This window comes from Leucobacter holotrichiae (genome assembly GCF_055791005.1).
Genome location: NZ_JBVUAC010000001.1, coordinates 695,954 through 709,493 on the forward strand (window position 1 = coordinate 695,954; position 13,540 = coordinate 709,493).

General features: G+C 68.6%; 13 protein-coding genes. 2 read left to right on the forward strand and 11 right to left on the reverse strand.

Going from position 1 to position 13,540, the window contains the following annotated elements; genetic code table 11:
* Positions 1–16: 16 nt before the first annotated feature.
* The 5 genes from AC0KXF_RS03265 to dapA all read right to left on the reverse strand — a co-directional run bounded on the left by AC0KXF_RS03265 (position 17) and on the right by dapA (position 6,561).
* Entirely contained in the window at positions 17–1,081 is a 1,065-nt protein-coding gene (locus tag AC0KXF_RS03265; protein WP_473107827.1) for a lipid II:glycine glycyltransferase FemX, read from the reverse strand.
* Positions 1,078–2,691, reverse strand: a complete 1,614-nt coding sequence (murJ, locus tag AC0KXF_RS03270) for a murein biosynthesis integral membrane protein MurJ (protein ID WP_473107828.1) — start codon at positions 2,689–2,691, stop codon at positions 1,078–1,080. Before murJ ends, AC0KXF_RS03265 begins: the two co-directional genes overlap by 4 nt.
* A complete protein-coding gene (locus AC0KXF_RS03275) occupies positions 2,691–3,821 on the reverse strand; it encodes a lipid II:glycine glycyltransferase FemX (RefSeq protein ID WP_473107829.1) in 1,131 nt (376 codons plus the stop codon). Before AC0KXF_RS03275 ends, murJ begins: the two co-directional genes overlap by 1 nt.
* A 3-nt stretch (positions 3,822–3,824) precedes the next feature.
* Positions 3,825–5,501 carry a ribonuclease J gene (locus tag AC0KXF_RS03280; protein WP_473107830.1) on the reverse strand — a complete coding sequence of 559 codons (1,677 nt, stop codon included), beginning with the start codon at positions 5,499–5,501 and terminating at the stop codon, positions 3,825–3,827.
* Positions 5,502–5,583: 82 nt separating this feature from the next.
* Positions 5,584–6,561, reverse strand: a complete 978-nt coding sequence (dapA, locus tag AC0KXF_RS03285) for a 4-hydroxy-tetrahydrodipicolinate synthase (protein WP_473107831.1) — start codon at positions 6,559–6,561, stop codon at positions 5,584–5,586.
* Positions 6,562–6,649: 88 nt separating this feature from the next.
* Between dapA and AC0KXF_RS03290 the strand changes: the two genes are divergently transcribed.
* The gene (locus AC0KXF_RS03290) at positions 6,650–6,964 is read left to right on the forward strand and encodes a type II toxin-antitoxin system Phd/YefM family antitoxin (protein WP_473107832.1); all 315 of its coding nucleotides are present in this window, start codon (positions 6,650–6,652) and stop codon (positions 6,962–6,964) included.
* The gene (locus AC0KXF_RS03295; RefSeq protein WP_473107833.1) at positions 6,961–7,356 is read left to right on the forward strand and encodes a type II toxin-antitoxin system VapC family toxin; all 396 of its coding nucleotides are present in this window, start codon (positions 6,961–6,963) and stop codon (positions 7,354–7,356) included. Before AC0KXF_RS03290 ends, AC0KXF_RS03295 begins: the two co-directional genes overlap by 4 nt.
* 40 nt (positions 7,357–7,396) lie before the next feature.
* Here AC0KXF_RS03295 and AC0KXF_RS03300 read toward each other — a convergent pair whose 3' ends face one another.
* The 6 genes from AC0KXF_RS03300 to AC0KXF_RS03325 all read right to left on the reverse strand — a co-directional run bounded on the left by AC0KXF_RS03300 (position 7,397) and on the right by AC0KXF_RS03325 (position 13,438).
* Positions 7,397–7,972, reverse strand: coding sequence for a dihydrofolate reductase (locus tag AC0KXF_RS03300; RefSeq protein WP_473107896.1), 576 nt, complete (start codon positions 7,970–7,972; stop codon positions 7,397–7,399).
* Positions 7,973–8,050: 78 nt separating this feature from the next.
* Positions 8,051–8,860: a thymidylate synthase gene (locus AC0KXF_RS03305; protein WP_473107834.1), complete on the reverse strand. Its 810-nt coding sequence runs from the start codon at positions 8,858–8,860 to the stop codon at positions 8,051–8,053.
* 115 nt (positions 8,861–8,975) lie between these two features.
* Positions 8,976–10,574 (reverse strand): APC family permease, encoded by a 1,599-nt coding sequence (locus AC0KXF_RS03310; protein ID WP_223044424.1) that lies wholly within the window; start codon positions 10,572–10,574, stop codon positions 8,976–8,978.
* 132 nt (positions 10,575–10,706) lie between these two features.
* Entirely contained in the window at positions 10,707–11,183 is a 477-nt protein-coding gene (locus tag AC0KXF_RS03315; RefSeq protein ID WP_473107835.1) for a hypothetical protein, read from the reverse strand.
* Positions 11,180–11,977, reverse strand: coding sequence for a 4-hydroxy-tetrahydrodipicolinate reductase (dapB, locus tag AC0KXF_RS03320; protein ID WP_473107836.1), 798 nt, complete (start codon positions 11,975–11,977; stop codon positions 11,180–11,182). Before dapB ends, AC0KXF_RS03315 begins: the two co-directional genes overlap by 4 nt.
* A 9-nt stretch (positions 11,978–11,986) precedes the next feature.
* Positions 11,987–13,438: a M16 family metallopeptidase gene (locus AC0KXF_RS03325; protein ID WP_473107837.1), complete on the reverse strand. Its 1,452-nt coding sequence runs from the start codon at positions 13,436–13,438 to the stop codon at positions 11,987–11,989.
* Positions 13,439–13,540: the final 102 nt, after the last annotated feature.

Here is a 13,540-nt window from a genome sequence, read left to right on the forward strand (position 1 = left end):
GCGCCTCTGCGCCTCGCTAGCGGCGGCGCAGCGCCCGCACGACCCTCTTCGCCAGCGGCAGGCCCTCGGTCCAGATCCGGTATCCCGGGCCCGGGCGATCCCAGGTACCCGCGAGCAGGTTCTCGTGCGAGGCCCAGCCCTTCTTGAACGTCGTCACACCGTCGTTGATGAGGCCACCGAAGTCGTAGCGCTCGATCCCGAGCTTCTTCATCTCGCGGATCACGTGCCACTTGAGCGCGTAGTTGGCGCGCAGCCGCTGCCCGGTCTCATCCATCCCCCCGTAGAGCTCGAACGCCGTGCGAGACGACTTGGCCATGAAGAGGAAGGCGACGGGGCGGTCTTCGACGTACGCCGCCCACACCGGCGAATCATCGCCGAGCATCGTGAAGGCGTCGTGGTAGTACGAGTCCTCGTGCAGCCCGAAATCGGCGCGCTCACTCGTCTGCCGGTAGACCTCGAGGCACTCGTCGAGCTGCGCGAGCGTCTCGACCGGTCGGATCGACAGCGACTCCTCGCGCCCGGCCTTCCGCACGTACTGGCGGTGCTTCTTCGACATGTCGGCCATCAGCTCGTCCTCGGAGCGCCGCAGATCGAGGATCAGCGTGCGAGCGGGCAGCACCGGGGTCTTCGCCTCGCGCCAGTCGCCGCTCAACGGGAAGGCTCCCGCATCCTCGTCGGGCTCGATCGACACCGCGACCGCGCGACGGGTGCCGCGCACGTACGCGGCGATCGCGTCCGTGATCTCGGCGGAGGAGGGATCGGCTGCCGGGAGATCCGGATCGCCGGCTGCCGAAGCACCCGGGGCCCACTCGCCGCCCGCGCGCGCGACCACCGGCCCTCGCGGGGCGTACACGAAGCCGCCGAGCGGCCCGGGCAGCGCACGGGTGAGCAGCTGGCAGGCGCCGACCACAGCGGAGTCCGCATCGGATCCGGCATGCACGAGCACGCGCTCCGCGCTCCAGCGGTGCGCCGACTTGAGGTTACCCCAGCCCCACAGCTGCAGCGGATGACCGCCGAGCCGCTTCACCGTGGTGTCCCACAGCTCGCGATCGGTGCATGGGGTGACGGTGAGGGAGGTCACGAGCGGTTCCTTCCGAGTTTGCGTGAGACGAAGTCGGTGAGATCGGCGAGCTCCGGCGATCGTATGAGCTTGAGGGTGACCAGGTAGGCCATCCCTGAGAGCGCCGCGACGACGACCGCGAGCACCACCGCGGCCATCATCCCGTAGTCCGGGAAGAAGTAGACGCTGACCACCATCGCGACGAGACCCACGATGAGCGCGGGAATCGCGGCGATGATGAAGAGCAGCAGGCTGGCGAGGATCCGCGAGGCGTCGATGAAGCCGATGCGCCGGCGCAGCAGCCACACCGCCAGCAGGGCCTGCACCACCGTTGTGAAGCCGAACACCAGCGCGTATGCGGGGCCGAGCATATTCTTCGGCAGCACGAGCAGGCCGAGGGACATCACCACGAGCAGCGCGACCTGCGCCGAGGTGAAGATGAAGGGCGTGCGGGTATCCGAGAGCGCGTAGAAGGCGCGCTGCACGATGAAGAGGAAGCTGTAGGCGGCGAGCCCGAGCATGTAGCACTGCAGCACGATGGTGAAGTCGCCCACGAGATCCTGGGAGGCGCCAGGGTTCATGACCTTGCTGATGAACGGAGCGACGGCGATGATCACCACGGAGGCGAACACCATCACGAGCAGGATCTGCCTCGCGGAGGCCGAGAAATCCGCCCGGAACTCGGCCATCCGCCCGCTCTGCCCCCACTCCGAGAGCCGGGTGAAGTACGCGGTGGCCAGCGACACCGCGATCACCGAGTGCGGCATCATGAACAGCAACCAGGCGTTCTGCATCGCGAGCGCCGAGGGCCCCTGCCCCGATGCCGTGTTGATGACGTTGTTCGTGACGATACCGCCGAGGTTCATCACCAGGATCGTGGCGAGGCTCCAACTCGCGATGCGCGCGGTCTTGCCGAGCCCCATACCGCGCCACTTGAAGTCGGGGCGGTAGCGTATGCCGGCCTTGTGCCACGAGACGAAGAGGATCAGGGCCTGCACGACCACGCCGAGCGTCGCACTACCCGCGAGCACCGCGATCATGGTGGGGGTCCACTCGCCCGGGGTGCGCAGCCCGTTCGAATCGGCGCCGTACATCGCGATGAATACGAGGATGCCGGCGATCGCGATGACGTTGTTGAGCACGGGCGCCCAGGTGAAGGGGCCGAAGACGCTCTTCGCGTTGAGCACCTCGCCGAGCATCGTGTACAGGCCGTAGAAGGCGATCTGCGGCAGGCACCAGTAGGCGAAGGCGATCGCGAGCGCGCGCTGGTCCTGCGGCCACGAGACCGTGAACAACCACACGATCCAGGGGGCGGCCAGCATCGCCAGCGCCGTGAGCGCGGTGAGCGCGGTGACCACGAGCGTGAACACCTTGTTGATGTAACCGGCGCCCCCGTCGGGATCCTTCGCCGCCTTCACGATCTGCGGTACGAGCACCGCGTTGAGCATCCCGCCGAGCAGGATCATGTAGACGATGTTCGGCAGGAGGTTGCCGTTGGCGAACGCATCGCCCGACACCGACTTCACCTGGCCGATCGCGGCCACGAGCAGGATCGCCTTCACGAAGCCCAGCACGCGAGACACCATCGTGCCCGATGCCATGACCGCGCTCGCGCGCATGATTCCAGCCATCAGTAGTACGGATCCTTCTTGAGCATGAGCGAGGCGCGGCGCGCGATGCGATCGCCGAGCTTGACCCAGGCCAGGTAGGCGCGCGGCCTCAGCGGCAGATCGAAGGCGCCAGCGTAGTCGGTGATCTCGGACGAGAACGAGCGCTTGAACTGACCGACGCCGTGCAGAGGGTGGCTGTTGTCGTCGGCGCGATCCGCCGGCGGCGCACCGCAGAGATCGTGAGCGACCGCGCCGCGCTCATGAGCCCAGCGGATCACCTCCCACTGCAGCGCGTGCGAGGCGCCGTAGGCGGTCTTCGCGCGCACCGACGCGCCGTCCTTGTAGGTGGTCTTCTCACCGAGGATCATGGCGTAGGCTCCCGCGATGAGCACCGGTTCCCCATCGTCGCCCGCCCGATGGGCGAGGAACATCTGGCCCGATCCGGCCCGCTCGAACGACTGCCAGAACTCGCGGTAGTAGCGCTCGGAGCGCAGCACGAAGCGGCCCTCGGCCGTCTCCTGCAGCAGGCGGTAGAGCGCCGCGCAGTTCTCGTCGGTCGCAGGCACCCGCGTCGCCTCGATGCCGTCGCGACGGGCGCGGTTGATCGAGTTGCGAGCCTTCTTCCCGAGGCTCGCCAGCAGTTCATCGTCGGTGCGACCGGGGTCGCCGAGGTCGACGATCACCGTCGAGGGGTTCGGGATGATCCGCACGGTGTCGCGATACCCCGCGGCGTGGATCGCATCGCGGGCCGCGGGATCGAGCCGCGGCTCGATCTTCAACAGGAACGCGCCCCGGGATCGGGCGAGCACCGCGACGGCCGCAGCGGTATCGAGCACGTCTTCGGCGGTTTCGCCGGCGGGCCCGGCGGGCAGATGCCACCACTCCCCCAGCAGCGGTACGCGCTTGGCGAGCACCCCCACCGCGACCGGCGCCCGACCGGCGCGCTCCACCACCACTCGGAGGTCGCGATAGCGCCCCTCGCGGCGCTTCAGGTCGAGATAGGCATCGCCCATCCAGACCTCCCCGCCGCCGGGGTTCGCCGCGACCAGCGCGTCCCAGTCGGCGCGCTCGGCGTCACTCGCGAAACGGGCGACCGCCTCCCCGGGGGCGAGCCCCGGAGAGCCTGTCGCTCCCGAGAGGGATCCCGACACTCGCTACACCACCACCACGACGGGAACGATCATCGCCTTGCGGCGCAGCTTCGTGCCGACCCAGCGGCCGATCGTGCGGCGAGTGATCTGCTGCAGCTGCTGGTGATCATGGACGCCGTCCTTCATTGCGGCTTCGAGCGCATCGGCGATCTGCGGCTTGATCTTCTCGAAGACCCGCGCCTCCTCGGCGACGCCCTTCGCGTGGATGTCGGGACCCGACACGATGTGCGCGGTCGTCGGCTCGACGACGGTGATCACCGAGATGAAGCCCTCCTCGGCGAGCGTGCGGCGATCCCGCAGATCGTCGTCGGTGACCCGGCCGACGCTCTTGCCGTCGACGTAGATGAACTCGGTGTCGAGCTGCCCCACGGCGCGAGCCACGCCGTCCGCGAGGTCGACGACGGTGCCGTTCTCGGCGATGACGGTGCGGTTCTGCGGCACACCGGTCTCGATCGCGAGCGCGGCATTGGCCACGAGCATGCGGTACTCGCCGTGGATCGGCATGACATTCTTCGGGCGCACGATGTTGTAGCAGTACAGCAGCTCGCCCGCGGCGGCGTGACCCGATACGTGCACCTTGGCATTGCCCTTGTGCACCACGTTGGCGCCGAGTTTGATGAGGCCGTCGATGACCCGGTACACGGAGGTCTCGTTGCCGGGGATCAGGCTCGAAGCCATGATCACGGTGTCGCCCTCGCCGACCTCGACCTGGTGCTCGCGGTTGACCATGCGGCTGAGCACGGCCATCGGCTCGCCCTGCGAACCCGTCGACATGTAGACGATGCGGTGATCCGGAATATCGCCGCTCTTCTTCAGGTCGACGAGCACGCCCTCGGGCACATCGAGGTAGCCGAGATCGGCCGCGATCTTCATGTTGCGCACCATCGAGCGGCCGAGCAGCACGACACGGCGGCCGTTCGCATGGGCGGCGTCGAGCACCTGCTGCACGCGGTGCACGTGGCTCGAGAAGCTCGCCACGACCACCTTGCCCGGGGTCTTCGCGATGACCTGCTCGATGACGGGGCCGATGTTCTTCTCGAGCGGGGTGAAGCCCGGCACGTCGGCATTCGTCGAGTCCGTCATGAAGAGGTCGACGCCCTCCTCGCCCAGCTTGGCGAACGCCCGGAGATCGGTGAGGCGGCCGTCGAGCGGCAGCTGGTCCATCTTGAAGTCACCGGTGCCGATCACGAGGCCGGCTTCGGTGCGGATCGCCACGGCGAGCGCATCGGGGATCGAGTGGTTGACCGCGACGAACTCGAGATCGAAGGGGCCGTACTGCACCCGGTCTCCCTCGGCGACCACCTGGGTCTTCGGGCGGATCCGGTGCTCCTTGAGCTTCGCCTCGACGAACGCGAGGGTGAGCTTCGAGCCGACGAGCGGGATGTCCTCGCGCATCTTGAGCAGGTACGGCACGCCGCCGATGTGGTCCTCGTGGCCGTGCGTGAGCACCACAGCCACGATGTCGCCGAGGCGATCCTCGATCTTCGTGATGTCAGGCAGGATCAGGTCGACGCCCGGGTGCTGCACCTCGGGGAAGAGCACGCCGCAGTCGACGATCAGCAGCTTGCCGTTGATCTCGTAGACGGTCATGTTGCGGCCGACCTCGCCGAGGCCGCCGAGCGGCGTGATGCGGAGGGTGCCCTGTTCGAGCTTGGGCGGGGCGTATGGGGGATTCGTCATGTATTCCTTGTCTGCTCCCCGAGCCTGTCGAGGGGAATCAGCTGTTTGGTACCCCCTTCGACAGGCTCAGGGGGCCGCTTCGTTAGCGGGTGGTGCCTGCGATCTTGGGCAGAGCACCGCCGGCAGCCGCGTTGCGGTCCGGCCTGAAGTTCGAGGGATCGACGCCGGGCACGTCGGTCACGAGTGCGAGTTCGTCTTCGATGAGGGCGGCCTCCCACTCTTCCGGCCCGACGAGGGGCAGGCGCACGCGGGGGCTGTTGATCCGGCCGAGACCGTGCAGGATGTACTTGGCCGCGACCGTGCCCGGCACGTGGGTCATCACGGCGCGCACCAGGGGCTCGAGCCGCTGGTGCGCGTCTCGGGCGGTGTGCAGGTCGCCGGCGTTGACCGCGTCGATGATGGCGCGGTAGGGGGCGGCTGCGATGTTCGCGGTCACGCCGATGAGGCCGGTGGCGCCGATCGAGAGATGCGGCAGCACGTTCGCGTCATCGCCCGAGAAGTACATGAGGTCGGTCTGGTTGAGCACGCGGCTCACCTCGCTGAAATCGCCCTTGGCGTCCTTCACCGCGAGGATGTTGGGGTGCTTCGCGAGACGCAGGATCGTCTCGTACTTGATGGGCACGCCGGTGCGGCCGGGGATGTCGTAGAGGATCACCGGCAGGTCCGTCGCGTCGGCGACCATGCGGAAGTGCGTGAGCAGACCGGCCTGGGTCGGCTTGTTGTAGTAGGGGGTGACGATCATCACGCCGTCGGCGCCCGCCTGCTCGCTGGCCTTGTAGAGCTCGATCGCGTGCGCGGTCTCGTTGGACCCGCCGCCCGTGATGATCTTCGCCCGGCCGGCACTCACCGACTTGGCGACCTCGACCAGCTTGATCTTCTCGGGGTCGGTCAGCGTCGAGGTCTCGCCGGTCGTGCCGGTGACCACGATGCCGTCGGCACCGCTCTGGATGCAGTCGTCGATGTGTTTCTCGACCGCGGGCCAATCGACCTCGCCGTCAGCCTGGAACGGCGTGACGAGCGCGACGAGCACCTGACCGAAGGGATTTTCCTGGATTGCCACCTCACTAGGCTACCCGACTCCCCTGGCATTGCTCCGCGGACCCACCTCGCCGTTATCACCGGCGAGGCATTGTTCTACACTGAAGCACATGAACCGCATCGGCATCAGAGCACTCAAGCAGAACGCCTCGGCCGTGATCGCGCGCGCGTCGAAAGGCGAGGTCATCGAGGTCACGGATCACGGCAGGCCCGTGGCGCGGATCGTGCCGCTGCGCGAGAACCGGTACGACGAGATGGTCACGTCCGGGCAGATCACGCCGCCGCAGAAGGACTTCTCGGATTTCCTCGCGGAGCGCGACAGGCATCGCGCCGAACTCGAACGCCGCGGCATCTCCACCGGCAACACCAGCGGCCTGACGCTGCAGCAGATCCTCGACGAGCAGCGCGAGGAGCGCCTGCCGTGATCGCCTACGCCGACACCTCGGCGCTGGCGAAGTTCGTGCTGCGCGAGCCCGAGTCTGACGCCCTGGAGCAGTGGGCCGTCGCCTCCGAGATCCGCCTCATCACGGCCGCGCTGACGCTCACCGAGCTCCCCCGCGCGGTCGCCCGATCCAACCGCGACCTGCTCCCCGATGCCCGCGCCAAACTCGCATCCTGCGGCATCATCACCCTCGACGCCTCGGTCTACGAGGAGGCCGGCCGCCTCGTACCGCCCGAGCTGCGCTCCCTCGACGCGATCCACCTCACCGCCGCGCTCAGCCTCGGCAACCAGCTCGGCGCGTTCCTCACCTACGACGCCCGCCTCGCCGAGGCCGCCCGGGGCGTCGGGATCCGCGCCCTCAGCATCGGCGCTTAGCAGTTCCGCCCAACCGCCCGGCGACCGGCTCGGAGCATCTTCAGCGTCGCACCCACCGCTCGAAGCGGTACGCGAGACCGGTCTTCGAGACGCTCCGGGATCCGGGGTCGACGAGTTCCCATTCCGGCCCGATCTCGGGGGCGAAGGTGTCGGCGTCGGGCACGTCGAGCTCTATCTTCGTCACCACCAGTTCGTCGGCAATCGGCATCGCAGCGCGGTAGAGCCGGCCGCCGCCGATGATCCATGCGGCTCTCGCGGGCCAGGCGCCCGGATCCTGGCAGCTCGCGCCCGAGTCCTCCGCGAGCCGCTGCAGGTGCGCCTCGTATTCGCCGCGCACGACGCCGACGGTGCGCGCGACCGCCTCCTCGAGGGAGGCCACCGCGGTGGCGCCCTCAGCCGCATAGCTCGCGTCGCGCGTCACGACGATGTTCTCTCGCCCGGGCAGCGGACGGAAGCGCTCGGGCAGTGACTCCCAGGTGCGGCGCCCCATGATCACGGGAGCCCCCCAAGTGGTCGATTTGAAGTGCGCGAGATCCTCGGGCAGATGCCAGGGCATCCCGCCGTCGCGACCGATCGCTCCCATGTCCTCGGCCCCGCGCGCCTCGGCCCAGATCATGCCGATCCCAATCCCAATCCCGATTCCCTCTCCGTCACCGGTGAACTCGGGGCGAAGCTCCCCAGCGCGGGTCACGGCTCACACCGCCACGGGGGCTTTGATGCCCGGGTGGTGCTCGTAGCCGACGACCTCGAAGTCGTCGAGCGAGTAGTCGAGGATCGAGTCGGCCTTGCGGATCTCGATGCGCGGGTACGGGAACGGGTCGCGCGCGAGCTGCCGCTCGACCTGCTCCACGTGGTTGTCATAGATGTGGCAGTCCCCACCGGTCCACACGAACTCACCCGGCTCGAGCCCCGTCTGCTGTGCGACCATCAGGGTGAGCAGCGCGTACGATGCGATGTTGAACGGCACCCCGAGGAACATGTCTGCCGAGCGCTGGTAGAGCTGGCACGAGAGCTTGCCGTCGGCGACGTAGAACTGGAAGAACGCGTGGCACGGCGCGAGGGCCATCTCATCGAGGTCGGCCACGTTCCACGCCGAGACGATGAGTCGGCGCGAGTCGGGGTTGTCGCGGATCTGCTCGACGACCCGCGAGATCTGATCGATGTGCTCGCCGTTCGGGGCCGGCCAAGAGCGCCACTGCACCCCGTAGACGGGGCCGAGGTCGCCGTTCTCGTCGGCCCACTCGTCCCAGATCGTCACGCCGTGCTGCGTGAGGAAGTCGATGTTGCCCTCGCCGCGCAAGAACCAGAGCAGCTCGACGGCGACGGACTTGAAGTGCACGCGCTTCGTGGTGATCAGCGGAAACGACTCGGTCAGATCGAAGCGCATCTGCCGCCCGAAGAGGCTGCGGGTGCCGGTACCCGTGCGATCCGCCTTCGGCGTGCCGTGTTCGTAGACCTCTCGCAGCAGGTCTTCGTAGGGGGTCGGGATCGCGTTCGCACTCACACCTCGAGTCTACCGCGGTGATCCCGATCCCCCGCCGCTCGAGATGACGCGTGCGTCCCTGAATCGCGAAGAACAGGGGCCGCACGCGTCATCTCGACCGAGAGACGGAGCGCCGCTACGACCCCAGCCCGTCGTCGAAGACCTGAAGCGCGGACGTGTCGTTCGATGCGTCCGCCTTCGCGAGCACGCGGCCCCTGAAGAACTCGGGCGCCACGCGGGCCTGCACCAGCATGAGCACCACGCCGAGTCCGAGCACCACGACGCCGATGATGCCGACGAGACCGACCCCGCCGATGTTGCTGCCCGAGCCGAAGGCGGGATCCATGCTGTCGATCGTCGTCTGCACGAACACGATGAGCAGCAGGATGCCGCCGATCCCGGGCAGCACGATCTTGGAGAGCACCGCCCCCGCACCCTCCTTGGGCGCGGTCTTACGGAAGTACCACGGGCTCGCGAGCGCGGTGATGCCGTAGTAGAAGCAGACCATCATGCCGAGCGCCGTGATGGTGTCCCACAGCACGTCCTCACTGATGAAGCGCATCACGGCGTAGAACGCCGAAGCCACGATCGACGACCACAGCAGGGCCACGTAGGGCGACTTGTACTTCGGGTGGATGCGCTTGATCGACTGCGGCAGAGCGCGGTAGTGAGACATCGCGAGCAGGGTGCGCGCGGGCGAGATCGCGGTGGAGTTGATCGAGGCCATCGCGCTGACGAGGATCGCGAGGGAGAGCAGGATCGCCACCGGCCCCATGACCGGGTGCGCGAGCGCGGCGAACACGTTCTCGGCGATGTCGGGGTTGCCGAGCCCGGTGGGCCCGTCGCCGAGACCGGCGTAGGCGACGGTGGCGGCCGCGGTGCCGACGTAGAGCACGACGAGGATCAGCACGAGGATCATCGCGGCCTTGCTCTCGGTCGAGAGGCGGCCCTTCGAGGGCTTCGTCTCCTCACCCATGGTGAGCACCGTGTCCCAGCCCCAGTAGACGAAGATCGAGACCGCGATACCGGCGGCGAACGCGCTGAAGCTGTCGACCTCGAGCGGGTTGAACCAGGAGAGCTCGGGCATGCGTCCCTCGGTGTTGGCCGGATCGCCTGCGCCGATGAACATCGCGATGATGAACCACACCAGCACCACCATCTGGAAGGCGACGGTCACGTACTGGAACACCTTGGTCGAGGTCATTCCCCGGTAGGAGATGAACGTGGCGAGGGCCATGAAGCCCAGGCAGACGAGGATGTTGATGAAGCGGTTGCCCGCGATGTCGGCGATGGCGGGATCGCCGACCAGGATGCTGATCGACTGGAACAGGAACTCGACCGCAATACCGGCGAGGTTCGAGAGCACGAGCACCGTCGCGGCGATGAGGCCCCAGCCCGCCATCCAGCCGACCCACGGCCCGAAGGCACGCGCGGCCCAGGTGAACGAGGTGCCCGAATCCGGCATCGCGGAGTTGAGGGCGCGGTAGCCGAGCGCCACGAGCAGCATCGGGATGAAGCCCATGAGGAAGATCGCGGGCGTCTGGTAGCCGACCTCGCTCGCGGCCGGCCCGACCGCCGAGGTCAGCGTGTAGGCAGGCGCGCAGGTCGAGAGGCCGATGACCAGGGCGCCGAGCACCCCCACCGTTCCCGCGGGGAGCCCCTTCTTACTGATGCCCGTCACCGAGTCGAGGGTTCGTGTTGCCGGCTCAGGCGCCGTGAGGTCGTACTTGGCCATGTGTTCTCTAACCGTTGCTTTCCCACGCACCGCAGCGTGTTCGCGCATTCGGCAGCAGGATGATCGCGGGGTCATCCGGGCCCCGTCCTGCTGTCGCCCGCCGACGATTGTAGGCCGGAACTTCGATTTTCCCTAACTCTTGGCCGATTCCCCACGAATTTCGTCGCGTTCGCACGCGATTGCCTGTCGAATCGCTGCTCTTGCGCGGCGACGATCGCCGCAGGCGTCGTAGACGATGCCGAGGCGCATCCACGACTGCCACGCCTCGGGGTGAGCTTCGGCCTCGTCGCGGTAGCGGGGGAACGCCGCGTCGGCGTCCTCCCTCACGGGGCGCCCCGAGGGGTGGGTGGCGACGGGTTCCTCGGGCATGCGTCCCTCGGCCTCGAGACGATCGGCGAGCCTCGTGGCCCGACGCCCGAACTGCAGTTCGCGCACCAGCGCCCACACGCCGAGGAGGGGCAGGATCAGCATCGCGGCCCCCATGATCACCGGGATCGGCTCCCGCGAGGCGAGCAGCGCGACGGCGCGAATGCCGGCGAACACGAAGTAGAGCACGAGCAGGACGCTCATGGTCGCGACGCCGAGAATGGACCTCGTGCGCGCGTTCACGCGCGTTCCTCGGCGGATGGTGCTGCGGGCGCTGCACCGGAAGCTCCGGAGCCGCCCGGTGAGGTCGCGCCGATCCCGAGCACCGCGTCGAGCCCCACGGTGAGACCGCGCGCCGCCTCCGCGGCCTCGAGCGCAGCGCGGATGCCGGCGCGATACGCCTCGTTCGAGTGGGTGTCGTGGGTCACGGTCAGCACTTCCCCCGGCCCGCCGAAGCGCACCTCCTGCTTCGCGACCACGCCGGCGAGCCGCAGACTGTGCACCGGGATCCCCGCGACGAGCTGCCCGCGAGCCGGCTGCTCCGCGAACGGCGCCTCGACTGCGCGTCCCTCGCGGGCCTCCCCCATCAGTTCAGCAGTGCGCACCGCCGTGCCGCTCGGCGAGTCGACCTTCGCGGGGTGATGCGCCTCGACCACCTCGATCGCGTCGAAGTACGGGGCTGCGACGCGGGCGAGCACGGTACCGAGCACCGAGCCGAGCGAGAAGTTCGGCACCACGATCGCGCCCGTCTCGGGCAGGCCCGCGAGGCGCTGCTCCAGCGACGCCAGGCGATCCGCCGACCACCCGCTCGTCCCCACGATCACCCGCTGGCCGCGGTCGAGCGCGCGCGCCACGATGCCGGGCGAGGCCTCGGGGTGGCTGACGTCGACGAGGATCCGCGCCTCCGCTCCTTCATCGGGCTTCGATGCGCTCGTCAGACGGGCGACCAGTTCGAAGTCGGGGTGCTCCTCGACCACCTGGCAGACGAGGGAACCCAGTCGACCGGTGGCCCCCGCCACCGCAACGCTCACAGACATGCTCCTAGGCTACTCGCTCGCCGCGAGGGTCGATCGGCTCGTGTCGCCCACCGCGACGATCGTCAGCGGGCGCGCCGCGAGCTCAGCGGCGATGCCGCGGATGTCGTCGGCGGTCACCGCGGCGAAGCGCTCCAGCGAGGCGTCGAGGTCGTAGAGCTCGCCGCTGCCGAGCTCGGCGCGGGCGAGGCGGCCCATGCGGGTGTCGCTGTCCTCGAGCGCGAGCGCCGAGGATCCCGCGATCTGCCCGAGCGCCCGCTCGCGCTCCTCCTCGGTGATGCCCTGCTCGGCGACCCGCTGCAGCTCCAGCCGGCTGAGCTCGACTACCTCGGCGGCCTTCTCGGGGGCGCACCCCGCGTACATGCCGAACAAGCCGGCGTCGCTGTAGCTCGCGCCGAATGAGTAGGCGGTGTAGGCGAGGCCCCGCTTCTCGCGGATCTCCTGGAAGAGGCGGCTCGACATGCCGCCGCCCAGCACCGAGTTCATGACGCCGAAGGCGAAGCGCCGCGAGTCGTTCGAGCGCAAGCCCTCGGTGCCGACCAGCAGGTTCACCTGCTCGCTCGGGCGGGCGGTGATGTGCACGCTCGGTTCATCGTTCCCGGTGCCCGCAGGCGAGGCAGAGAGGCCGAGTCCCGAGCCCGTCGAAGGGGTCTGATCCACGCTCTCGCCGACGTCGGTGGAGTCGACCGCGATCCGTCCCTCCCCCTGCACGCGTCGCACGGGAGTCCCGTCGCGATCCGTGTGCCAGCGTTCCTGCGGCGACAGGTTCAGCGCCTCGACCACCCGCTCGACCAGGCGATCATGATCGACCGCACCGGCGGCCGTGATGACCAGAGTCGTGGGATCGTAGCGGTCGCGGTAGTGCAGGTCGACATCATCGCGCCGCGCGGCGCGGATCGTCTCGGGATGGCCGCCGATCGGCCGGCCGAGCGGATGATCCCCCATCACCGCCTCGAAGAATCGCTCGTTCGCGACATCGGCGAGGTCGTCCGCCGCCATCGCGAGCTCCTCGAGGATCACGCCCCGCTCCATCTCGAACTCATCGCCGTCGAGCACCGAGTTGGTCACCATATCGGCGAGCACCGTCACCGCGCCGTCGAGATCCGCGTCGCGCACCTTCGCGTAGTAGCAGGTGTACTCCTTGGCGGTGAGCGCGTTGTGCTCGGCGCCGATGCGGTCGAAGCTCGTCGCGATCGAGTAGGCATCGCGCGTCGGAGTGCCCTTGAACAGCAGGTGCTCGAGGAAGTGCGTGGATCCGAGACTGCCCGGCGCATCGTCGTGCTCCGCCTGCTCGTCGCGCGACCCCACACCCACCCAGAAACCGATCGACGCGCTGCGCGCGCTCGGCATCCGCTCGGTGAGCACGCGCAAGCCGCTCGGGTGCACGGTGCGCCGCACCACGCCCCCCGCGAGATCGGTTTCGAGCTCGGGCTGGTCGAGTGGCAGGAAGATCGGTTCACGCATCCCACCAGCTTAGTGATCGCGCCGGCGCTCCGCGCTGCACGCCCTTACGTCTTCATCACGCACGCCCCGCGCACGCGAAGGCGCCCGCCGAGCCTGAGCTCG